The sequence below is a fragment of the Candidatus Alistipes pullistercoris genome (assembly GCF_027665465.1).
Lineage (GTDB): Bacteria > Bacteroidota > Bacteroidia > Bacteroidales > Rikenellaceae > Alistipes_A > Alistipes_A hominis.
Genome location: NZ_JAQDED010000011.1, coordinates 72,770 through 94,670, shown reverse-complemented (window position 1 = coordinate 94,670; position 21,901 = coordinate 72,770). Strand labels below are relative to the sequence as shown.

The 21,901-nt window shown below is 43.6% G+C and carries 30 protein-coding genes; 17 read left to right on the top strand and 13 right to left on the bottom strand.

Translation table 11 applies throughout. From position 1 onward, the window contains the following. Positions 1–74 precede the first annotated feature (74 nt). Positions 75–653 carry a hypothetical protein gene (locus PGR91_RS12555; protein WP_270399375.1) on the top strand — a complete coding sequence of 193 codons (579 nt, stop codon included), beginning with the start codon at positions 75–77 and terminating at the stop codon, positions 651–653. A 262-nt stretch (positions 654–915) separates the two neighbouring features. Here PGR91_RS12555 and PGR91_RS12550 read toward each other — a convergent pair whose 3' ends face one another. The 9 genes from PGR91_RS12550 to PGR91_RS12510 all read right to left on the bottom strand — a co-directional run bounded on the left by PGR91_RS12550 (position 916) and on the right by PGR91_RS12510 (position 6,301). Further along, a complete protein-coding gene (locus tag PGR91_RS12550) occupies positions 916–1,182 on the bottom strand; it encodes a hypothetical protein (RefSeq protein ID WP_118657222.1) in 267 nt (88 codons plus the stop codon). A 2-nt stretch (positions 1,183–1,184) separates the two neighbouring features. Continuing rightward, the gene (locus PGR91_RS12545; protein WP_118657221.1) at positions 1,185–1,460 is read right to left on the bottom strand and encodes a hypothetical protein; all 276 of its coding nucleotides are present in this window, start codon (positions 1,458–1,460) and stop codon (positions 1,185–1,187) included. Beyond that, the gene (locus tag PGR91_RS12540) at positions 1,457–1,771 is read right to left on the bottom strand and encodes a hypothetical protein (RefSeq protein ID WP_118657220.1); all 315 of its coding nucleotides are present in this window, start codon (positions 1,769–1,771) and stop codon (positions 1,457–1,459) included. The genes PGR91_RS12545 and PGR91_RS12540 overlap by 4 nt, the downstream gene beginning before the upstream one ends. A gap of 1,025 nt (positions 1,772–2,796) precedes the next feature. After that, positions 2,797–3,564 (bottom strand): phage antirepressor, encoded by a 768-nt coding sequence (locus tag PGR91_RS12535; protein WP_270399374.1) that lies wholly within the window; start codon positions 3,562–3,564, stop codon positions 2,797–2,799. Between the two features lie 51 nt (positions 3,565–3,615). Then, a complete protein-coding gene (locus tag PGR91_RS12530) occupies positions 3,616–3,858 on the bottom strand; it encodes a hypothetical protein (protein ID WP_270399372.1) in 243 nt (80 codons plus the stop codon). A 115-nt stretch (positions 3,859–3,973) separates the two neighbouring features. Beyond that, the gene (locus PGR91_RS12525; RefSeq protein ID WP_118657218.1) at positions 3,974–4,513 is read right to left on the bottom strand and encodes a hypothetical protein; all 540 of its coding nucleotides are present in this window, start codon (positions 4,511–4,513) and stop codon (positions 3,974–3,976) included. A 927-nt stretch (positions 4,514–5,440) separates the two neighbouring features. Continuing rightward, a complete protein-coding gene (locus tag PGR91_RS12520) occupies positions 5,441–5,821 on the bottom strand; it encodes a helix-turn-helix domain-containing protein (RefSeq protein ID WP_118657217.1) in 381 nt (126 codons plus the stop codon). A 1-nt stretch (position 5,822) separates the two neighbouring features. Next, on the bottom strand, positions 5,823–6,035 hold the full coding sequence (locus PGR91_RS12515) for a hypothetical protein (RefSeq protein ID WP_118657216.1): 213 nt from the start codon (positions 6,033–6,035) through the stop codon (positions 5,823–5,825). 11 nt (positions 6,036–6,046) lie between these two features. After that, positions 6,047–6,301 carry a hypothetical protein gene (locus PGR91_RS12510; RefSeq protein WP_118657215.1) on the bottom strand — a complete coding sequence of 85 codons (255 nt, stop codon included), beginning with the start codon at positions 6,299–6,301 and terminating at the stop codon, positions 6,047–6,049. 135 nt (positions 6,302–6,436) lie between these two features. Here PGR91_RS12510 and PGR91_RS12505 point away from each other — a divergent pair, with 135 nt between their 5' ends. The 5 genes from PGR91_RS12505 (at position 6,437) to PGR91_RS12485 (ending at position 9,627) form a co-directional block, all read left to right on the top strand. Then, positions 6,437–7,093, top strand: a complete 657-nt coding sequence (locus PGR91_RS12505; RefSeq protein ID WP_270399370.1) for a S24 family peptidase — start codon at positions 6,437–6,439, stop codon at positions 7,091–7,093. A 39-nt stretch (positions 7,094–7,132) separates the two neighbouring features. Further along, positions 7,133–7,513: an ORF6N domain-containing protein gene (locus tag PGR91_RS12500; RefSeq protein WP_333491128.1), complete on the top strand. Its 381-nt coding sequence runs from the start codon at positions 7,133–7,135 to the stop codon at positions 7,511–7,513. Between the two features lies 1 nt (position 7,514). Continuing rightward, positions 7,515–8,075 carry an ORF6N domain-containing protein gene (locus PGR91_RS12495; RefSeq protein WP_270399368.1) on the top strand — a complete coding sequence of 187 codons (561 nt, stop codon included), beginning with the start codon at positions 7,515–7,517 and terminating at the stop codon, positions 8,073–8,075. A 234-nt stretch (positions 8,076–8,309) separates the two neighbouring features. Next, a complete protein-coding gene (locus PGR91_RS12490; RefSeq protein WP_270399367.1) occupies positions 8,310–8,741 on the top strand; it encodes a hypothetical protein in 432 nt (143 codons plus the stop codon). Between the two features lie 307 nt (positions 8,742–9,048). Continuing rightward, entirely contained in the window at positions 9,049–9,627 is a 579-nt protein-coding gene (locus tag PGR91_RS12485) for a J domain-containing protein (protein WP_270399366.1), read from the top strand. A gap of 437 nt (positions 9,628–10,064) precedes the next feature. On the opposite strand, the gene PGR91_RS12480 is transcribed toward PGR91_RS12485, so the two are convergent. From PGR91_RS12480 to PGR91_RS12465, 4 genes are all read right to left on the bottom strand, one after another. Further along, positions 10,065–10,310: a DUF5053 domain-containing protein gene (locus PGR91_RS12480; protein WP_118657211.1), complete on the bottom strand. Its 246-nt coding sequence runs from the start codon at positions 10,308–10,310 to the stop codon at positions 10,065–10,067. A gap of 46 nt (positions 10,311–10,356) precedes the next feature. Further along, entirely contained in the window at positions 10,357–10,494 is a 138-nt protein-coding gene (locus PGR91_RS12475; RefSeq protein ID WP_182424270.1) for a hypothetical protein, read from the bottom strand. 151 nt (positions 10,495–10,645) lie between these two features. Beyond that, entirely contained in the window at positions 10,646–11,038 is a 393-nt protein-coding gene (locus PGR91_RS12470; protein WP_118657210.1) for a hypothetical protein, read from the bottom strand. A 1-nt stretch (position 11,039) separates the two neighbouring features. Then, positions 11,040–11,372 (bottom strand): Bor family protein, encoded by a 333-nt coding sequence (locus PGR91_RS12465; RefSeq protein ID WP_118657209.1) that lies wholly within the window; start codon positions 11,370–11,372, stop codon positions 11,040–11,042. A 245-nt stretch (positions 11,373–11,617) separates the two neighbouring features. Here PGR91_RS12465 and PGR91_RS12460 point away from each other — a divergent pair, with 245 nt between their 5' ends. The 11 genes from PGR91_RS12460 (at position 11,618) to PGR91_RS12410 (ending at position 21,889) form a co-directional block, all read left to right on the top strand. Continuing rightward, on the top strand, positions 11,618–12,250 hold the full coding sequence (locus tag PGR91_RS12460; RefSeq protein ID WP_147387420.1) for a hypothetical protein: 633 nt from the start codon (positions 11,618–11,620) through the stop codon (positions 12,248–12,250). 17 nt (positions 12,251–12,267) lie between these two features. Then, entirely contained in the window at positions 12,268–12,861 is a 594-nt protein-coding gene (locus tag PGR91_RS12455; RefSeq protein WP_118657207.1) for a hypothetical protein, read from the top strand. Positions 12,862–12,864: 3 nt separating this feature from the next. After that, positions 12,865–13,974 carry a major capsid protein gene (locus tag PGR91_RS12450; protein WP_118657206.1) on the top strand — a complete coding sequence of 370 codons (1,110 nt, stop codon included), beginning with the start codon at positions 12,865–12,867 and terminating at the stop codon, positions 13,972–13,974. Next, a complete protein-coding gene (locus tag PGR91_RS12445) occupies positions 13,971–14,294 on the top strand; it encodes a DUF6706 family protein (RefSeq protein WP_118657205.1) in 324 nt (107 codons plus the stop codon). Before PGR91_RS12450 ends, PGR91_RS12445 begins: the two co-directional genes overlap by 4 nt. 318 nt (positions 14,295–14,612) lie before the next feature. Further along, entirely contained in the window at positions 14,613–14,999 is a 387-nt protein-coding gene (locus PGR91_RS12440) for a hypothetical protein (protein WP_118657204.1), read from the top strand. Beyond that, entirely contained in the window at positions 14,996–15,406 is a 411-nt protein-coding gene (locus PGR91_RS12435) for a hypothetical protein (protein ID WP_118657203.1), read from the top strand. The genes PGR91_RS12440 and PGR91_RS12435 overlap by 4 nt, the downstream gene beginning before the upstream one ends. Positions 15,407–15,409: 3 nt before the next feature. Continuing rightward, complete coding sequence (locus PGR91_RS12430; RefSeq protein ID WP_118657202.1) at positions 15,410–15,985, top strand: hypothetical protein; 576 nt, start codon at positions 15,410–15,412, stop codon at positions 15,983–15,985. Between the two features lie 47 nt (positions 15,986–16,032). After that, positions 16,033–16,428, top strand: coding sequence for a hypothetical protein (locus PGR91_RS12425; RefSeq protein ID WP_118657201.1), 396 nt, complete (start codon positions 16,033–16,035; stop codon positions 16,426–16,428). A 103-nt stretch (positions 16,429–16,531) separates the two neighbouring features. Further along, positions 16,532–16,996: a hypothetical protein gene (locus tag PGR91_RS12420; protein WP_259336743.1), complete on the top strand. Its 465-nt coding sequence runs from the start codon at positions 16,532–16,534 to the stop codon at positions 16,994–16,996. A gap of 135 nt (positions 16,997–17,131) precedes the next feature. Beyond that, the gene (locus tag PGR91_RS12415; RefSeq protein WP_147387419.1) at positions 17,132–20,980 is read left to right on the top strand and encodes a hypothetical protein; all 3,849 of its coding nucleotides are present in this window, start codon (positions 17,132–17,134) and stop codon (positions 20,978–20,980) included. Positions 20,981–21,472: 492 nt separating this feature from the next. Continuing rightward, a complete protein-coding gene (locus tag PGR91_RS12410; RefSeq protein WP_118657198.1) occupies positions 21,473–21,889 on the top strand; it encodes a hypothetical protein in 417 nt (138 codons plus the stop codon). Positions 21,890–21,901: the final 12 nt, after the last annotated feature.

Below are 21,901 nucleotides of genomic sequence, written 5' to 3'. Positions count from 1 at the left end.
GATTTATCTTTTCGAAAAAGTCATAAAATGAGACCCATCCATAATTCGATAAATCAATATAAGATGAATATTCATTGACCGAAGCCCTGATCGAATCCATGACCGAATCCCAGACCGAAGCCCTGATCGAATCCCTGATCGAATCCATGACCGAATCCCTGACCGAATCCCCGACCGAAGCCCAGACCGAATCCCAGACCGAAGCCCCGACCGAATCCTTGACCGAAGCCTTGACCGAATCCCCGACCGGAGCCCCGACCGAAGCCTTGACCGAATCCTTGACCGAAGCCCAGACCGAAGCCCCGACCGAAGCCCAGACCGAATCCCAGACCGAAGCCCCGACCGAATCCTTGACCGAAGCCTCGACCGAAGCCCCGACCGAAGCCTCGACCGAAGCCCAGACCGAAGCCCAGACCGAATCCCCGACCGAATCCTTGACCGAATCCTTGACCGAATCCTTGACCGAAGCCTTGACCGAAGCCTTGACCGAATCCCCGACCGGAGCCCCGACCGGAGCCCCGACCGAATCCCAGACCGAAGCCCAGACCGAATCCCTGACCGAAGCCCCGACCGAAGCCCATGATTTTTTAATCAGGTTTTTATTCTTTAAAATCGCGATGGTTAATAAACAGCTCAGCCACCCATCACAATAAATAATCTTCGGAGTAGGCTTTTTCAGCAAATCGTTGTAAAGCCATTTGATCCCTTCTTCGAAAGCAGGCTTGTCTATACCTCGTTTATTCCTGACATTATCAAAGAATAGATTAATCCATTCATCACGCGTTTCAAGCATGATCCTTTTTTGATCCGATGTTAATTCTGTTAGCATAATATTTACGTGTTTGAATTTTCAAATAACCTGCGCGGGCCTCGCGGATGGCGCAGGGCGAATCATTAACCTTAACTTACAAAAACCTAATGAACCAAATTGTACTGCAATCTGTTTTTGTCGAAGTCATTATTTATTGTGCCTTCTGGAATAGAGGTTGTTAATTGTGCATACGTAATAAATAGCCTTGTTTCTCCGTCATGGTCGTAAGACATTGCATGAACCTGAAGATCGGAGTTGAACCGGTCGGTGTCATACTCTATCGTAGTTTCGAAATCACTGCTGAAATCGTATGACTTGTCTTCAACCAAGAAAGCCATACGGCGATAATCTTCGGCTGTTAGCTTTATCATGGCTACAATTCGTTTAAGTAGTTGATAATTTCCTTGCGACCGTCTTCGCTCATTTCTCCCGAAACGGCCAGCTTCGAAAGTGCAATCCGGGGCGTATTCAGATCCGGATCGTTACTTTTGTCCGATACTTTGAAATCTTCGTTCATGGTCGTGTGTTTTTTGTGGTTAAAAAGAACTACAAGCAATGCCATCAATCCGATGCCGATCAGGTTCACCCAGATGTCGCGCGACTCGTTCGCCGCAAGCAATATGGCTGTAATAAATAGTACCGCTTTCATCGTTTCTCCGCTTTAGCTTTTTTGAATGCGAGAACCGAATCAAGTCTTATCTTCAGTGCTTTGTCCGTACTGTCGGGGTGCAATCTGAGCAATCCACTGGTTATGTATGATCGGATCGAGTTCGCATGGCGAGCGAGTATATCGCACGCAGTATTGACCGATACCGGCACGTCGGCCACCAATTCAAGATTAAAGTAGTGGCGCATCTTATTGTTCTCAGCGCTAAGCACCCGGTTAGATGCCTCTAATTCACTAATATAATCCATCACCTGACCAAAGGTTACTGTTTGTTCGGTGTTCTTCTGCGGCATGGCTTTCTCGCGTTAAAACGACATACATAAGTACACGAAGCAGCGGGGCGAGCTTTTCAAGATCGTCCAAAGAGAGTGATTGTAAACGGATTGCGATCTCCCGGTTTGAGAGATTGAGGATGTCCTGTAATTCGGATACAGGTGCAGTAAGGGTACTATTATTCGCCTTACCGCTTGTGTTGTTCTGTCGCATTTTGTTGAACACAAGTCAGTTAATTGCATAAAAAGAGGGCGCACCCCCAATTCTTGCGACAGAACCGCCACTACACGGAGTAGAAGCGCAACGGAGATACGCCCAAAGGCTTTTATGTACTTTGTAAACCGTGCAATACGGTTCTGTCGCATTACAAAGATACGAAAAGGATTTAATTCTGCAAAAAGATTTTGCGATCTCCCGATTCGAGAGATTAAGGATAGATTCAGCCTGTTGTACAGACTGTACAGCAGTATCAACGCCTTGCGCTGAAATACCACTCTTGTCCACGTTTGCCATTGTGAGGTACAAAAGTTAGTTAATGTATGGGTACAAAAAGAGCGGAGCCCCCTTGTGTTTTGGCAAACGTGACGTACAAAGTACGACCTCAGGAACCCCGCTATACTGCGGTATAAATACACTACGTGTACTTTGTATATCACATTTGCCGATACAAATGTACGCAAAGTTTTGAACTTTGCAAAAAGATTTTGCGATCTCCCGATTTGAGAGATTGAGAATGTCCTGTAATTCGGATACAGGTGCAGTAAGGGTACTATTATTCGCCTTAGTGCTTTTAACTTCGGTTCGCATTTGTCAGTTAAAAGTTTTAATATATGGCAACAAAAAAGGCGTTGCCCTGTCAAGTTTTGCGAACCGACACGACTACCGTAGTAGAAGTGGACAAAGGGCAACGCTTTATTATCAGCGTTATTATGTTTTTGTGATACGATATTCGTATCGGTTCGCAATAACAAATGTACGCAAAACTTTTGATTTCGCAAACATTTTTCTGAAATATTTATACTAACCGCTGACATCTCTTTGTGTGTTAAGCCGTACAACGAGAGAGAAATTTGTTTACGAAATAGACCTGCCCCCTACCGGACACTTTCGTGGTACACGTTACCAGCACCGAGCCGTCGGGCTTGGTTATAGAGGTCTTTTTTATCTCGAACAATCCCATATCCATTGAGCGCTGAGTCGGTTGGTTGTAGTACTCGCCTTTCGAACATAAGTAGCCGTTATGACGCAGCCATTCAAAAAGACGGTTCTGTCCAATTTCAACCCCGTTTTGACGAAGTATCTTTGCAAGTTCGGCTATAAGGATAGACCGGTCGCTTGTGGCAACGGCATCCGCAAAGAGTGCTTTAGGTTCCAACTCCTTACTATGCGCCTCGGCTTCAATACGCTTGGCACGCTCATTTTTTAACTGTGTGGCTAACTGAATAAGAGTATCGGGATTAAGCAATGCTTCTTCCACTTTCTCCGGAGTTAAATAACCGCCGTGCTTGCGGATCGAAGGGAGAACATCTCCGCATACCCAGTCTTGGAACTGCTCGGCTTGTGGCAGACGACTCTTCATGATAAGACGGAAAACATCCGCCTCAGGAATGAATTTCATTGACTGAATACCGCTTTCAGTAGGGGTGAACGATTCGTTCACCCCCTTGCAGTGGTCACGTATGGCCTTTTGGGGATTGGAGTAACCCAAAGTCCGCGCAATATCGGTCGCAGCGAACATCGGTTCGCCGTTTTCGTTCGTGGCTACTCTGATTTGCCCGAATTGATTGTTTTGGAAGATTTGAATATCGTTCATGCCTATTTCTGTTTGTATATTTTCATATCCATGAGACGTTACCTGCTCATCTTATTGCTTATGCACCAAAAGCGAGGCGCATACATTGATTCCGCCGTCAGAGGTCGGTTCGATGTCGAATTTTATCAGTTTATCAGCATTTTCCTTAACGCCAAGCATGATCGACAGTACGCACCATTCTTTCATTTCATTAATTTCTGCATCCAATATCCCGGCTTGCTCATAATCTTTAACATGCTGAACATCAATGTGTGTGTCAATCGCAACTTTCCTTATATTGTTAGTCTTTCCCATTATGTAATGAATTTATATGCGCGCAGGGTAGAGTCGAACTACCTAATGTGACTATGATGCCGGCAAACATTGCGGCCTATCCGATTAACCGCCTATCGTGCGCTACCTTTCGTTACTATTCTTTCTTGATTCTCAACTGATCTTTCGAAATGCCCCATTTTTCGGCAATCTCGTCCATTGAAATTTCAACGGTTTTTTCTTCTTCAGAAAGGGGTTCGACATCGAGGCGATAGCCTCGCTTGTAAAGCTCGTTGCATGTAAACACGTAGGGGGCACGGTCATTGAATTTTGGTACAACCAATTCTCCGCTTCTGAAAATAATTTCGCCATGTAGTGAGAAGGGAGAAATGACGATACCTTCCTTGCAACACACCTTATCTCCCACCTGCCAATCCTTGTAGGATTCGATTTCATCGGGGGTAGAAGGGGTAAGGATGAAGTCGGAAATATGGTTTAATGCAAGAGATTCCTTTGATCCTGATGAAACGCTCCAGCTATATTTATAACCGAACTTGTTATCTGCTTCGGCCCCATCCATCTCATTTTGGCATAAATACACATTGTTATCTTCTACCCGGATTCTGCCTTCGGCGGGAGTCTCATTGATTTTGCACCGAAAACGGCGTCCATCACATTGCAATAAATTTTCCATCATATTTTAATTTAGTGTATTGTAATACAATTGTTTAGCGTTTATTGTTATGAATTAAGAGCATACAGAAAAGGATACGGAGCACCGGAGCGAGATCGCGGATCTCACTCTCTGAAAGAGATTTGAAACGACGGATGATTTCCTCGTCCGTGAGGAATAAAATGGATTCAACGCTGTTACGGGCGTTAGCCGTAGCATCGGATGTACCTTGTACACCGTCTGCAATTTTTTCATCGCGTCTTGGCATTTTGGAAATGAAAAATTGCTAATAGTATATAGCAAAAGAGCAGGGCCCTTTTGGAAGTCTGCCAAGACGCCGAAACCACCGAAGTAGAATCGTCCAAATAAGAACCCCGCTTTATCAGCGGTTATTTGTATGTTTTTGCTTGATGATGATTTCAAGCGTCTTGGCAAAGGCAAACATACGCAAAACTTTCGACTTTGCAAACATTTTTCTGAAATATTTCGAAAAACCGTTTTCATACAGCCATTCTGATTATCGCATTGCAAAGACATACATGGTTGCACGAAGTACTGGGACGAGATCACGCAATTCGTCCTGTGTAAGGGATTGAAAGCGAAGAAGGATTTCTTCGTCAGAAAGATTGAGGATGTCCCGTACTTCAGGTACGGGTGCAGTTCGGGTACTATTATTCCCCACTGACTGCAAGTTTTCGTTTCTTGGCATTGTCTGAAAAACTTGAGTAGTATGTACGTAACAAGAGGCAGGGCCCCTATTTCCGCCAAGAAACGCAAGACTTCCGAAGAAGAATTGTCAGACAGGGACCCCGCCTTATCAGCGGTAGTAAATATGTGACGCTTTGATTCGAAAACCTTAGCGTTTCTTGGCACAGCAAATATGGGTAAAGTTTTTGACTGCACCAAATATTTGTCGTATTTTTTTATGCTTGCTTTCATTTTTTTGCTTTATTATGCAGCCAACATTTGAGGCATAAATTCCGGTTCGTAATCTTTCTCTACCAGTTCGATAACCCGCCCGTTACGAGAAAAGCGCCGCTGTGTGTCGTGAATGAAAATCTCGTGAGGAAGAACCATCAGAAAGAATACCCCCGCGATAATCTGCTTTGCCGTCTCTGAAATATCAATCGAAAAGTTCACGCAAAACCACCACGACACGAGAGCATTGGTTGACCGGCGGATACCTGTTTTGTCGTAAATGTTCTGAAAGTGGTTCACGACAGTACGGTAAGAGGTATTAAGCTTATCGGCGATCTCTTTCCCGATATACCCCTTGACGCATAACTCGGCTACCTGGGCCTCTCTTTTGGTTAGTATCGAATCGGTTTTCATATCATTCTTTCCCCCAGGGGGCGGTTACTCCAAACTCATTGAAAATGGCTTCTATGGCGTCTCTTTCTGCCGGAGTATGATTTACGATGCCATCACGTCGATTATTGAATTGTATACGACTTGTGATGCCCAACTTTTCTTTAATCTTTTCCCGAATCAAAACCTGATGTCTTTTGGGCGCATCCAACATTCCCTTTTTAAAAGCGTTTGTCATTTGTCTATTTTTTAATCTCCAAAATATCTTCCGTAACTATCCGCCCCATTGTAATAGCGGCTCGCATCCAACAAGGGCATGTCGCTGTGCGACGGGATTACTGCGGCGGCGCGTTCGATTCTTTCAATCTCAGCCCTGGCATTTTCTTTTTCAACAAACCATGCGCGACGCAAGGCTGCTGAAAAACTGTACGAATAGGGGTTTTTACCTCTGAAAATCTTCCAGGCCCTCTTCATTACTTCGCTTTTATTAATCCTCGTTTTCATGGTTTGGTATTTTTTTACTATTTTCACATTGATAATATCACCATACCTTTGCTATTGTGATATTGTTGTACTGCAAATATACAGATTTTTTCTGTATAAACAAATTTATACCTGTAATTTCTGTATGAAAAAACTATGAAAGGAGCGTATGTATTAAATAAATTACTGGAATACAGTAAATTAAACGGAAAATCTTTTTCAGAAAAGATTGGTTTAATTCGCCCCCAGGCTATTTATGATATTCAAAACGGCAAAACGCAAAATATATCGGTCAGCATGGCAAACAAGATTATTTCTGCATTCCCTGAAGTGAATAAATCTTGGCTTTTTACCGGAGATGGCGAAATGCTTATTAGGCCCGAAGATAAGATTACTGAAAAACGGGGCATCCCATTTTACGACATCAACGTAACAGCGTCTATTGCAGAAAGCTTTAACGACATTCCGGAGGTGTCTCAATATCTTATCAGTTACCCGCCTTTGAATGATTGCTGTGCTGCCTTTCCGGTCTACGGGGAGAGCATGGAACCTGACTTTTTTGCCGGTGAAGTCGTTCTTGTAAAAGAGATCACCAATGTCGATTCTATGCTCTGGGGGGAGCCATATTTAGTAATAACAAACGCAAACTGCGATAACCTAAGAACGATCAAGAATGTATATCTTTCTGAAGATAGATGTAAATTTATTTTACGGGCTACAAACCCGCGATTCTCAGGCGATACCATCATCGACAGAAACGATGTCCTGAAAATATTTCTTATTAAAGGTAAAATCAATAGAAGGCAACTTTAAAACTTACAAACAAGGACGGTTTAATGATATGTATTTGAAATCGGCAAACACGAGTTTAATAATTTGCGATCAAAATTTTTGATCGCAAATGAATCAACGTTATCTAAATCACGTGTTTTACCCAAAGCCTTCACTGAAAAAGGACTCTACATGCTGGCAACCATTCTAAAAAGTCCACAGGCGACACAGACAACTATCGCAATTATAGAAGCCTTTGCAAAGCTACGTGAACTATCCCGCACCATCGGAGAGATGTCGGCTAATCCCGATCAGTTCAAACAAAAAACGTTGATGCAGAAAAGCGGTGAAATTATGGCCGACCTGTTTGGAGAGGATATGCAAACCACGGACACCGAAACGGAAATCGAGTTGAATTTTGCGGTATTAAAACTAAAGCACACCATCAAACGCAAAAAATAGCATGGATAGATTAGGCCAAATCCAAAGCAAGATATACGAAATCCGAGGTCAGCGGGTGATGCTGGACTTTGATCTGGCTGGATTATACCAGGTGGAAACGAAAGCTTTAAATCGAGCCGTAAAACGCAACATTGAACGATTCCCTGAACGTTACATGTTTCAACTTAGCAAGGATGAGTTTGATAACTTGAGGTTCCAATTTGGCACCTCAAGTGCACACGGCGGAACTCGATATTTACCTTATGCATTTACCGAACAAGGGGTATCCATGTTGTCTGCCGTGTTACGTAGCCCTATTGCTATACAAGTAAGCATTTCAATAATGGATGCTTTTGTCGCCATGCGTCAATTGATACTCAATCCACCCATTGATAGATTGGCACAATTACAACAAGAAGTGTTTAAACTAAAAGAATATGTCGAAGAAGTATTTACCGACTACAACGACATTAACGAAGACACTCGTATGCAATTGGAGTTAATTAATGAGACGTTAGCGGAACTTCAGACACAACGCAAGCCATCTGGATCGCGCCGCGCTATCGGATTTAAAAAAGAATAACAAGTATTGCGTCCGGTCGGGAGTCGAACCCGTAACAGCAATCCATCCGCACCGGACTATACAAGGGCTGAAAGATGTCAAAGAACTTGGATTTAGACGCAAATAGTATATATTTGCTATTTACGCTGCGATAAATCAAGATTACATTTGCGATATATTGATTATCGTATTGCAAATATAGAATTCATTTACATATATTCAAAATATATGTTGAACTTTTTTACATAAAATCTTATGCGGAAAATCGACAGATTTGATAAATACATGGAAATAAACGGTTTGAATGATAATAAAGTGACCGTCCAATTGGGTATTGCTGTCGGCACTATAGGAAAATCTCGTAAAGAAGGTAGAGATTTATCCGAACGAGTTATAGAAAAAATATTGAACTATTACCAAGATTTAAATAGAGTATGGCTCCTTACCGGCGAAGGCCCCATGTTAAATACCGAACCTAAAATATCAAGTAGTGATAAAGAATCTATTAACCTAAATCCAAATGACATGACAATCGAACTTGTAAAAATGATTAACCGTAAAGACCAAGAAATCAAAAACCTAAACAATGAAATAGCAAACTTGCGAGAAGAAATAGGCTCTTTGCGAACGAAAATCCAATCAATGACTTTTGTGGAATCTGAATCTCAAAAAAAAGGGGTCGTGTAATGCCCCATTGAACCCACTTAGCCTAAGAAAAAGCACAGCTACGCAAAATTTAGCTAAATCACATAGATGAATCAGGAACATATCTGGGTCATTTATTTCAAGGGATTGCAGGATTCCAAGATGCCAACCAATATTGGTTGCAATACATCAATTCATTTTCAGAAGACGATGCAACCATAAAAGTGCAATGCTCAAATGCAAAAAAACAACCATAATTTTTACTCCGATTCCAGCATCTTAGTAAAACATTCCTTTATTCACCGGATTTTATTGTAGGTGCGCCCCCGTAAGAGAATCTATATAGTAGATGGTTAATCCATACGACATATTGGGACTTCCTCCTAATGCCTCCAAAGCCAAAGTAAAAAAGGCGTATAGATTATACGTCAGTAAGCTGCATCCAGATAAACACGATGGAGACCCATTTTTCGACGAGCTGCTAAAGCGAATAAACGAGGCGTACAAGACAATATGTGCCAGCAATGGCTATTCATTCGACAATGATAGTAGAGATTCATCAGTCAGTCAATCGGATGATTCGAAAGACACAGATGCACAGAACATTATCAATGCCTTGAGACAAGAAGTACAAAATCTCCGACATGAGCGAACCACTCAGCAACGGCTCATTAGTGATCTTCAAACTAAAATTAGGGATGCCGATGCGATGCAACTTCAAATAAACATACTCCAAGCTACTATTAAAATGTACGAGTCTACATCTAAATTACGGGAAAAAACTCTATCTCAACAGGATGAGTATATAAGCTATTACAAACAACAAACACCTTCTGCAACTGGGACATCTCAAACTGCAATGAACTGGATAGTTGCACTTGTAATCGGACTCATCATTTTTATAATAATATTAATTACAAGCGATTAATCCCCAAAGCAATCTTTATTAAGACAAATTATAATAATTATTTTCACTTTTTTTCGTATTTTTGCTTCGCATCCATACAAGGCAGCGATTTAACGGTTTTGTACCCCCGTTCGGTGCATTAATGTGCCCGATATGCCTTGTGGCGGATGCAGCGGGACAGGCAAAACCGTTTTCTTTTTGCCTCTGCATAATTGCATCCTATGCAAAACAACTTCACAGTCTCCGACGTACTGGAGCGCCTTAAAACAGACAAGGTCTTTTTTAAGGAATTCATGGAAGCGGTCATTGAAATGATCGACCTGCTCAAAGATCGAAAAACTGCACAGCAGTAAAAAACAAGCCTCGGAAATTCCGAGGCTTGTTATTTTCAATCTTGAGCGGTAAAATATATCCTACTTATTCAATCGAGGTATTTCCCGCACATATAAAAAGAATAACTAAATACTTTCCGCGCATTTACTGATTCTTCTGGATAGATCGATCAGGGCTGCACGCAAAATATCTTTTTCCGATTCGCTAAAGTCGTCCGGTTTACCATTATTCATACCATCCATTTTATGATAAAGCCACGAGCGCGATTTCCCGAAGTACCGTTCCGATATTTTGGCCCATGATACATCGAGCAAGATATCAGACATTTTCTGTTTAACCGTTTCACGGTTTTGTTTTACAATGATTTCCATACTATTATGCTTTGCGCCTCCAGTTATTTATCCGAAAGCTGGTTGTTTAATCTCGCTCCAATAATTCTTGCAGAATCATTTCTATATACCACTCTTGCTCATCCTTCCCATTTGGGTAGGATTTATGATAATTACGTATCGATTCTATTAAATCCCACTCTTTTTCTGTTAGTTCTACTTCCATATTACCCGTCTGCGTTAGTATTACAAATATAATACACTTTTGTGTATTACACAAATATTTTGCAGGTATTTCCCGTTCAGATCGAAAAACGACACAAAAGCAAAAGCCCCGGCTATGCCGGGGCTTTCTTTTGTTCGCTTCTTTTTCTTAACTATTTGCTTTTTACCACTTTGAACTGATATCTACCACCGTCGCTATTACTGTATGAAATCTGAGCTTTATTACCCTCAAGACTTTCAAATTTAAAATACTCCGTAATAGGATCAAGTGTCGTACCGACCATCGTATTCCCTTTTATTTCATATCTGCCTACGTACATATCGCTAAAGAACTTAACTGTATACGAATCATCGTTTTTTACAGATATTAAAATTCCGCCGGACGGGACATTGCTAAAGTCTCCTGATGTTGCGATAGATGTGACATTCCACACCCCTACGAGATCTGTTTTGGTTAATTGAATACCGTCGTTATTGTCATCTTTTGAGCAGGACGAAAATACAACCGTGGCGGCAGCCACAAATAAAAATAAAAGCTTTCTCATGTTATTGTTCTTTCTGCGTATCTTTTAACGGAAGATAGTATTTAGTCTGAGTGGGGGTATAAATACCTCCTGTTATACAACCAACAAGCATATTTAAAAAGCTATGATTCGTTTTTACGATATAGTTTTCCGCCCCATTAACATATTCCGATGCGTCCATAGTAGCATTATCCAGAGGAACAAGACCACAAATAAGATGGTGGTTCCATTCTTTGTTAACTTCTACGACAGGCTCTTTAGGTTTTACGTTTCCAACAAGTACTCGCGTGTTGTAACAAGACGTGAGAGAAATAGCAGCAACAAACGTTACTCCAAAGGATAATAGTTTTTTCATAACACAATAAATAATAGGTTTAAAATATTTAAGCACAAATATAAAGAAAAAATCCCCCCCCCCTTACAAATTAATAAATATTATAATAATATAAAATACCATTGGTTTTTCTTATGTCCAATTCCGGATAAAATGACTTTTTCGTGACAATCGCGCGATTGTCACGTTTTTTATTTCGGAAGCATTGTCCAATGTGCCGAACGTGCCCTCTTTTGTGTTGTAATTGTAAACAAAACAATATCAGCATGAAAGAGACTATTTTGTCATTACTTAAAGCCCGTTTTGCCGATGTCCCCGACACCATTCTGGAAGGGATCGCAAATAGTCAAAGCGAGGCAATCACGACCCAGGAAGAAGCGAATTCCTTTGTCGAAGGAATCACTCTTCAAAACATCTTCGAATCATACGGCAATCAGCGTGCTGCGGAAGCGGCGAGCGCGGCGAATACTCCTAATGCGGCATCCCAATTGGGGGAAGCCGCTATTGCGCATGTAGCCACTGCCGACATGAAGCCGAGCTTTTCTGCTCAATACGAAGACTTGATCCGTCAAATGATCGATGCGAAGATCGATGCAAAAGTCGCCCCCTTACAGAAACAGGTCGAAGAGTATGCAGCGCGCGAGGCGGCTCAAGCGAGGGAATCTACAATTCTGCGGATTGCGAAAGAGCTCGACATCCCGCAGTTCAGAATCGACGAGGGCTTTTCGATTGCGAGTGATGCCGATGAAAACGCGATCAAAGCCCACCTGTCCAAAGTCAAACAAAATATCGTGACGGCAAGCCTGGGAAGTAAGAACGATTCGAGCTTGCTCGCTTCCCTCGGCGACATCGATAAAGGAGAGGCGGATTCATGGGCGAGCGCCCTTCCGGATAAATAAACATAAAAATCAAACAAATGGGAGTAAAATTCACACCAGAAACCAAAGAGGGGAACATGCCCGTCTTTTGGAGGGGAGAAGCTAAAATTCTTCCCGGAGGATACAAATTGCTTCAAACGTTCCCCAAAGGAACGAGAATTCCGAGAGGCACACTTGTATCGATTATGCCCGGCACACTCACAGCAGGCATTTCAAAACATGCCGAAGTCGTTACGGGCGGCACAACAACGAAGCCGAGAGTTAAAAAAGATCATCTATTCCAGGCCGCCGATGTCGTGATGAAAGCAGGCGAGACGACGGGCGTAACGATTTCGTCCATTGACGCATCGAATGCCGATTACGACACTATCACTCTTTCCGCCGCCATTACCGGACTCGCGGCTGGCGACATCCTTCTGGAAGCTACCGCGACCACGAGTTCGGAAGAAAAATATGTCCCGAACGGCGTTGTCGGAGAGACGACCGATCCTCTGAACGGCGATGATTCCGACACGGTGTCAGTTGCCTACGATGCCGTTGTTTTACGCGGATACGTTCCTGATCCCCCAGAAGCATGGCTTCAGGGGATTACACTGAAAAACAACCCGAATATCATCTTCATCAAACAGTAAGCTATGGCAGAAAAATTCTTTTACAGTTCCATTTTCGGAAACCTGACCAAGCAAATACAGCTTCGCTTCGACGCTGTATCCAGACTTCACAAGCAGCTTTTCGATAACGTTTTCTACGAACGGTTCTTCGCCTGGGATTATCCTACGATAGGCCTGGATTTCGAAGAAATCAAAGGCAAGTACAATGTGAGCATTGCCGCTGCCACCATCGATCGGAATTCAAAAGAGCCGGTTATCGGAACGGAAGGGCTTGAGACAATTGCTAAAAAGGTATTGACTCATGCGATCACCCTTCCGATGACGATTGACACCTATCGAAAGGTGTTGCAAATCCTTGATAGCCGGATGATCCCGGAAGGAACCGCAAAACAGCAATTGATCGACCTTATGTTCGGGGACGCAAAGACGGTTGTGAGTGGCGTTCAAGCCAAACTGGACATCATCATCCTGAACGCCTTGTCTAACGAAGGCGTAGCTACTCTCGATTCGACTAACAACCCCGAAGGTGGGATTAATACGACCATCGACTACAACATGCCGGAAGGGAACAAGGGCAGCGCAACGACCAGTTGGACGAATGGCAATATCGATACAGTCGATGTCTTCGATGACATTCAGAGCATTGTCGATGCCGCTTCCGACAAAGTGGCATTCGACCGTATTCTGCTCGCCCCGTCGAAGCTGTCCTTCATTCTTCGCAGCAAAAAGATGAAGCAGGTGATCTTCGGAACGGATAAATCATCGAGTCCGCTGCTGCTCTCTTCCCTGAATGAATTCATGCGCTCGAACGAGCTGCCTGTTTTCGAACCGGTGAGAAGGCAATGTAGGATTCAGGATAACGGCGTTTTCAGATCTTACGAACCCTGGAATCCGAAAAATATCGTGTTTGTTCCGGCGGGAAATCTCGGCGTCATTAAAAACGCATACGCCAACAGCGAACTGCGCGAAGAGCCAGGTGTTTCGTATTCGAACTACGGACGGATACGGGTATCCAAATGGGGAGTCGGAGAAACCCAGAATTCGAACGGCGTCGAATTTACCAAGGCGGAATCGCTTTCGCTTCCGGTAATCACGGAAATAAACGGTATTTATTCACTGAATACGGAATCGTGACGGTAGGCGAATACATAACAGACAGGTTTCAGACCTTCGGCGTTTCACTGTCGGAGGCTGACCTTTTCGATGTCACTCTCTCAGATCCGGATATCTCGCTGGAAACAGAAATCACAAAAGAAAATCGGGAGCAAGTATTAAGAGCGATGACGGGTATTATCCCTGCTATCCTTGCCATGCCGGAATCGGTCAATGAGAACGGATTTTCCGTCCAATGGGATAAATCCGGACTGAGGGAGTATTATCGGATGTTATGTAATCAACTGGGGATCGCCTGCGAAGCAGGAAGTTCCATATCCGACGCATCAGACCTTTGGTGATATGTATTACATGCCACATATACTCTATTTTCTGCATAAAGAATCGCCTCAAACCGATTCCAACGGCGATACAATCCCCGGCACAGGGAAGGAGGAATGGGTTGAAGTGTGCCGGTGCAGATGCGACGATAACGAAGCTTCGAAAACGGTCGGCATCAACGGACAAGCTTATGTATATAGATATCATATCGTTTTAAGCGGTCAAAAAAAGTTTTCCATCGGAGATCGTGTACGAGCATGTTATCCGAATGGGGAATTACGTGGTGAAGGGACTATCGCAGTACCGGGCCGATGTAATTTTTTAGGTTACTCTGAGATATGGATATAGCAATAGACATTTCGGACATCAGGGAAGCGTTCGAGCAATTGGAGGCGGAGGTCGATGATGCCATGAGGGAAGCTGGCGAAAATGCTATCCGGTACGCAACCAGCAAGACCAGATATCAGAACCGGACGTACCGTCTTCGCAACTCTCCCGGTTATGCTATCACGGATGGAAGGATCAAAGAAATGCGTGTGGCCGATAATTATGGACGTGACGAGGCAGTAAAAGCGACGACCGGGCTATTGAATGGATTAGACCATTCCGGACGCTCGCTAATACTTGCAGTCGGAATGCCATACGGCTCATACGTCGAGGCTAAGGGATATGATGTGTTGTCGGGCGCGGCGCTGAATGCCGTCAAAGAATTGAACAAAAAATGATGACACCCGAAGACATCAAAAATATTCTGTACCGGAAGTGCCGCGAAGTATTTCCCGACATCCCCGCGTATAAGGATGTGCATCCACCGGTAACGGAAAGGGATGTATCTGAACGGATCGTCATCAATGTCCTGTCGATGAACAACGATCCCTGGTCAAAGGGGTACGGCAATGTAAATCTGTTCGTCCCCTACGACAAGTCTTTGAAATATCCAACCCCTAACGGGCCTCGTCTCAGGGAATTGGGAAATATTGCCGAGGATGAATTCCGATCCGTATATTTCAATGAACCGGCTGGAAGGGGTGTCTATTCGATAGACAGCATTTCCACCGAACATGACGAAGCCACCTGGAGCTATTTCGTAAACGTAAGACTTTTTATCAAAACAAACAATTTTAAACTTTAAGTTATGGCAGAGAAAAAGATATCAGCGGTGAGCCTTAAACAGCTTTTTTACGGCCCCGTAATCGAAGATCCTGAATTTAGCGGGGCTAAATTGTACGCTCTCCTGCATCCATCGGAAGGCGTATCCACATTCCACGAGATCGAAAACGTCCATCAAGATACATGGACTTACGAGGAAGCAGAAGCGTCCGTAACCTCGTATAAGAATCAGATAACCGGCAACACCTACCGGGAAGATCGGGAGGCCGGCGATGTTGCGATCAATTTCACAATCGGATTGTATCAATATCAGGAGAAAAAAGATCTGCAAGGAGGCGAGTTAGTTACAGGAGCCGGGAGCCAGGTCGTCGGATGGAAACGCGGATCGGGTGCTCAGGATATCAAAAAGGCTCTTGTTGCAAAAACAAAGGATGACGTATGGCTTGTACTTCCGAAGGCTTCCATCGGGGCGCGGGGAGCGAATACGGACGGGGCTATCGGACTGGCTGTCGCAGGAACGATGATGGAATCGGACGTATCGGGCGTAGCTCCTGAATATTGGTTCGATGATAGCGAAGTGAAAGGCTCACCAGGCGCATAGTGGTCAAATTTAATCTTTAAAGGCGGGGCGACCCGCCTTTTATCGACATGGGAATTAATATTTTATCATTCGGGGATCGAATCCTGACTTTCGAGGAACCGACCGTATTGACAGTTCGCCGCGTGTTTAAAACGCTGCGTAAGATGCACTCTTTCGACCGCAACGACATCCCAGACAACACGAATTATTTATCCCGGATAATCGCATTGGCGGTATCGGGGAGCGGCTTCTTCTCACGTTTTCGTAGGTGCATTCTTCAAAGACAGATCGTCAGGCGCGCTTCGTTGTCGGAATTAAACGAGAATGTATTAAAGGTGATAGACTCTATCCCTATCGAGCAATATAGGGAGATATGCGCTGTTTTTTCACAGTTAAATGAATTGATCGGGAAAGAAGATGAACAGAGCATCAATATTGATATCGAAGGCGATAAGGCGCAATAATTACGTAAGGGTAACATTGGGCAGATTTTGGTTCCGGATATATGCTTTTGTCATTTGGGATATATGCCTGATGATAGAAAAATATTCGGAAACGTCATTCCCTTTGGAGAAAATATTATGGTTCCGCGTGATAGACAATAATTCGGATAGCCTATGCAAAGCCGTATCCGTTGCCGTCACCCGGCACGGCATATTCAGGAATATAAGAGCATTCCTGGCCTACAAATTCATTCGTAGATATGCTACTATCAGCCAACTGTACGAGGCCGCGAAAGCGTGCGGAGAAATGATTAACGGAACCGAGATGTTCGCTAAGTGTAAGCTTAGTCCTACGGATAATAGTTCCAATACGAGTAAGTCGGGAAACAATAATATGATCGGGCAGATTGCATCCTTTCTCGATCTCGGAATTTCGTATGATGAAGCTGTGAAAAAGATCCCCTATCAAAACCTACTGATGATGTGCGCCGACAAACTCCGGTTCGATTACTCATCCGGCGACACGCAAAAAAAAGTTGAAAAGATATCCGGGAAGGATATGCTGAACCGGAAACGGGGACGGAAATAACCTTCCTCACCCAATACACCTCACTATTGACGATTTGGACTTATGGCATCACTTTATTTTAAAATCGGGGCAGATTACCAGGAGGTAATCAGATTGGAAAAAGAGCTTGACAAACTGTATGTCAAGTTGCATTCCATGAAAAAGGGAGACAGCGGATTCGACGATCTGGTAAATCAAATCAAGAACACAAAAAAGGAGATTTCCGGGCTCAACAAAGGAATCGTCGATGCACAGAACAAAATTATAAACGAGATAAACAATTCGATAGCTGCCGAGAAAAAAAGAATAGCCGCCTCGCAAGAGGTTGTACAGGCAGAAGAAAAGAAGATCGCCGCATCCCGTTTATCAGCCGCTTCCGTAGAAGACGAAGTAAAGGCGGCAACGAATCTCGACAGCCAGATGCGGATCACGGTTGCCAATCTCGAAAAGGAACGCGCGGAACTGGCTATTATCGCCCAGGAACGGAAGCGTTTACAGATGCAGGAGTCTATCAATGCCATCACGGTAGGCGATGCCATCGACAAACGCCTGTCGTTGACATCTGCCGAAATGAAGCATAAGCAGACAATCAATGCCCTGAATATATCCCTGCGTTCGCAAGTACGGGAATTTAATGCGACTGAAGGTTCGACCAAGCAGATGCAAGCTAATTTGTTGAATCTTCAGCGTGTTTACGACAACCTCACAGAAAACGTCCGAAACTCTCCTTTTGGGGAGGCATTGCGGAAAAACATAGAAAATCTGAACAAAAAGGTGCTGGAATTGGAAAGTACGACCGGCCGGTTCGGTCGTAACGTGGGGAACTACGCATCAGCATTTAATCCATTGTCTTTTCAGGTACAGCAGGTAGCCAGAGAACTTCCCTCGTTAACCATATCTGCTCAACAATTCTTCTTGGCTATTTCGAACAACCTGCCGATGTTGGCCGACGAGATAAAAAGAGCGAGTATCGAATACAAGGCACTCTTGGCTCAGGGAATAAAAGGAGTCCCCGTTTGGAAACAACTTATAAAATCCGTGGCTTCATGGCAGACGGCTCTTGTCGTAGGCATCACATTAATTACGGCCTACGGGAAGGAAATCGGAGGATTCTTCAAAAATCTGTTTTCTGGTAAAAATACATTCGATGCTACTGCAATAAGTACAAAAGCCCTAAACGAAGCAATGTCCGAAGGGGCTAAGAATGCGCAAGCGGAGATTGTTAAACTTAAACTTTTGTATAGTGCGACTCAAAATGCCTCTGCGTCGATGGAGGATCGAATTGCGGCGGCAAAAGAACTAAAGCGATTGTATCCCGAATATTTAGGGAGTTTATCAAATGAAGAGATATTGGCTGGTAATGCTGCGAATGCATACGCAAGGATGACAGAAGAAACCATGCGTTCTGCAAAGGCTAAAGCTGCATTTAACAAGATCGTAGAGATCGAGGGTCAAAAAATAGATATCATTAATAGCAACGATTATAAAAAAATACAGGAATCTATCAATTCAGTAGAACGAATCACCGCCGATATGAATAAAGCAATTTTAGGCGGAGCAGACAAAGGTATTATTGATAGTTATAAAAATGCAATTAATGAAATAGAAAAACAGGTCAGTGCTTCATACGATAGACTTGAGGATAAAATTAAAGAAACAACAGGAGAGGATGTAGATTTAGTAGGATATTTAGATGGCTTAGAGGCAACTATGGAAAGCCTTAAAAAATATATCGGTGTTAGCGATGTGATGGACTTCAAAGCATCGAGCAGCACAATGGGCATACCAAAAGATTATACCGACAGGCTGCACAAACAAGAAGAGGATATTTCCAGGGAAGTAGAGGATCTGCAAAACGCGATAGAACAAGCCCGGATAAATGCCATGAAAGAGGGCTCGGAGAAAATCCTTGCCCAAATGAAACTGGATCACGAAAAGGAAATACAGGAAATAGACCGGCAGAAGCAAGATTACATCCGTAAAATTGCTGATAATCAAAAGACGGAATTTAAATCTAAGCCGGAAAATAAAAATAAGAAATTCGACTACGCATCTGCATTAAAAAACGCCGCCGCCGAAGCTGCGCCCAAATTTGCCGAACTACAAAATGCAGTACTGGAAAAACAGGCTCAAGACAATCAGAAATTGATCGATCAAGAGATTCAGGGACTCAATGACTACTTGAAGAAATACGGGAATTATCAGCAAAAAAAGTTGGCAATAACCCAGGAATATCAAAAGAAGGCAGCCCAAACAACGTCGATGAACGAAAAACTGTCCCTCCGGGGAGAGTTTAAGAAAGCTATGTCGGAACTCGATGTCGAAGAATTTAAAAAGAACCTGAATTGGGAACAGATATTCGGCGACTTGGATAGAGTTGCGTATTCCACGTTGCAGAACCTTAAAAACAGCTTACAGCAGTACATCCAGGAGTCGAAAACGGCCCTCGATCCGACCGATCTCAAAAACTTGGTCGAAGCATACAACGAACTGGACAGGAAGATCAATGAGTTGAAACCGGGCGAAGCATTGAAAGCCGCTTTCGGCAATTATCAGAATGCAAATGCCGACTACCAGAAGGCCAAAGACGATCTCCGGAAAGTGGAATCCGGACAGACTGTGTATGCCGGGTTGGAATACGACCCTAAATCCCAAAAGCTCGTCGAAGTGGTTCTGGATTTAGCCAAAGCAGAAAAAAAGTTGACCGAGGCCGAACAAAGAAGATACGAAGCTCAGGCAAGATTAACGGAAGCCACCCATGAATATGCTGCTAAAGCCCGCGAAGGATTTGACGCCGCGAAAGCGTTTACCGGCGCGCTTGAAAGTTTTGGTGTTAATATCCCGGAAGAGATATCCGGAGCATTTAAAGGCGTCGATCAGATTATTTCCGGGCTTGAAACGGTCGATTTTAGCAAGCCTTTTTCCATCGTTACGGGTGGATTTAAAGTTATCGGAGGTATCGGTAAGGTGATAGGCAGCTTATTCGGTATTGGAAACAAGGACGCTAAGTTGTCGAAACAGATCAAGCGACTCCAGGAGTACGTGACGGATTTACAGGCTACCTACGAGAAGTTACAAAAGGTAATAGAACGACAGTTGGGCGGCACGACGGGGAGTCAGGCAAAAGCACAGTTGAATAACCTGAAGGCGCAGCGCGATGCTATCGATCAGATGCGGATCAAAGAGGAAGAGAAAAAAAAGACAGACCGCAACGCCGTCAAAGAGTATGAAAAACAGATTGCCGAACTCGACGATCAGATAAAGTACTTCTACGAAGATCTGTTCAGCCAAGAATTCGATGCAACCCTGAAGGATTGGTCGAGTTCCATTGCCTCGGCCCTTGTGAGTGCTTTTGCCGCCGGTGAAGATGCGGCAGCGGCATTCGACAACTCGGTCAACGACATCATAAAGAATCTCGTCTCCCGGATGATAGAACTACAAGTTATTCAACCCGCAATGGAAAAACTTCGCAAATACCTGTTTGGCGAAGATGGACAGAGCGGCGCTTTCGGTGACGGACAATTATCAGTGAAAGACATGGAAGGTCTTACGTCGCAATTTGCCGCCCTGCAAGGAACCGTAGGAACGTCGAAGAGTCTATGGAATAGCATGGTGAAAGCCGCTAAGGATGCCGGATTCGATTTGATGGGCGAAGCGGAGGGAAAGAAGCAGACAGGCACATCAAAAGGATATGAAGCCATGTCGCAGGATACCGGATCGGAACTGAATGGGCGTTTTACTGCGATTCAGTCGGATGTAAGGGGGATATATAACAATCTGAATGAACACATTGCGCGTTTCAAACAATTTATGATTTCACATACCGGCATAGATATGAATATAAGCCGGTTATTGACCAGATCAACCGAATTAAGATCTATGGCCGAAACGTCGATGATACACCTACAATATATCCGCAAGAATACGGAAGAGGCAGTGAATGTCATCAGGACAGAAACCAATCCGATATTAAAACGAATCAGTAACAGTCTTGGAGGAAGTTGATTATGAATGTATCCGATGAATTGAAAGAAAAGGCAATCGCGTTAGGCTTGTGTACGCCGTGGCAAAAAAGATGGCAAAACGAAGATAAACATTCTCTGTGTCAAATGTACATAAAAGGACTCGATTTCTGCATCGATCACGATTATCCGTCGTGCACATATATGAAAAAGCATTTCGACGGGATTATGCAACAACACGGAATATTCGTTGACGATGTTGTTAATACGTCCAATTTGCAGGAAGTCGTATGCAATGGATGTTGTGTAGGAATGATTGTATACGATGATTTCGGCACTGGAACCGTTTATGCACGTCACCAAAGCAATGTATCCATAAAGGCTAGCGGACATGCCCGTGTGTTTGTAAAGGTGTACGATCACGCGAACGTAAATGTTGTGTGTTCCGGTAATGCGACAGCAACCGTTATCTGTCATGGCGGGAACATAAACAGCACTGGAAATGTGAAAATTGTGAAATGTAACGATTAAAGCAATGGAAGGAGATTTTTACATCAACAATAAAGACGCCTGGAAGACATGGGGAGCGAATATGGGTGATAACTTTCTGGAAAACCTGCTCACCCCGCCTCCCGCAAAATCGTATGTAACAAACAAATCACGTGCTGAAGACGGGAAGCAAATCCTATACAATAATCCGCGCCTTGATGAACGGGATGTACAATTAACTATCACGATAGAGGGATCGACACAGTCCGAATACTTGGAGCGATACGAAAGCTTTCTTAACGAGATCGCTAAAGGAGAAATTTTGCTGAAAGTGCCGATCCTCAAACGTGTGTACAAACTGTATTATTCAAGTTCGCCAAGCCAAGTGATCGGAAAATTGGGATTCGGGAAATTTGTTTTTTCATTCAACGAACCGAATCCGAAAGACAGAGAGACGATATAAAACCTAAAACGT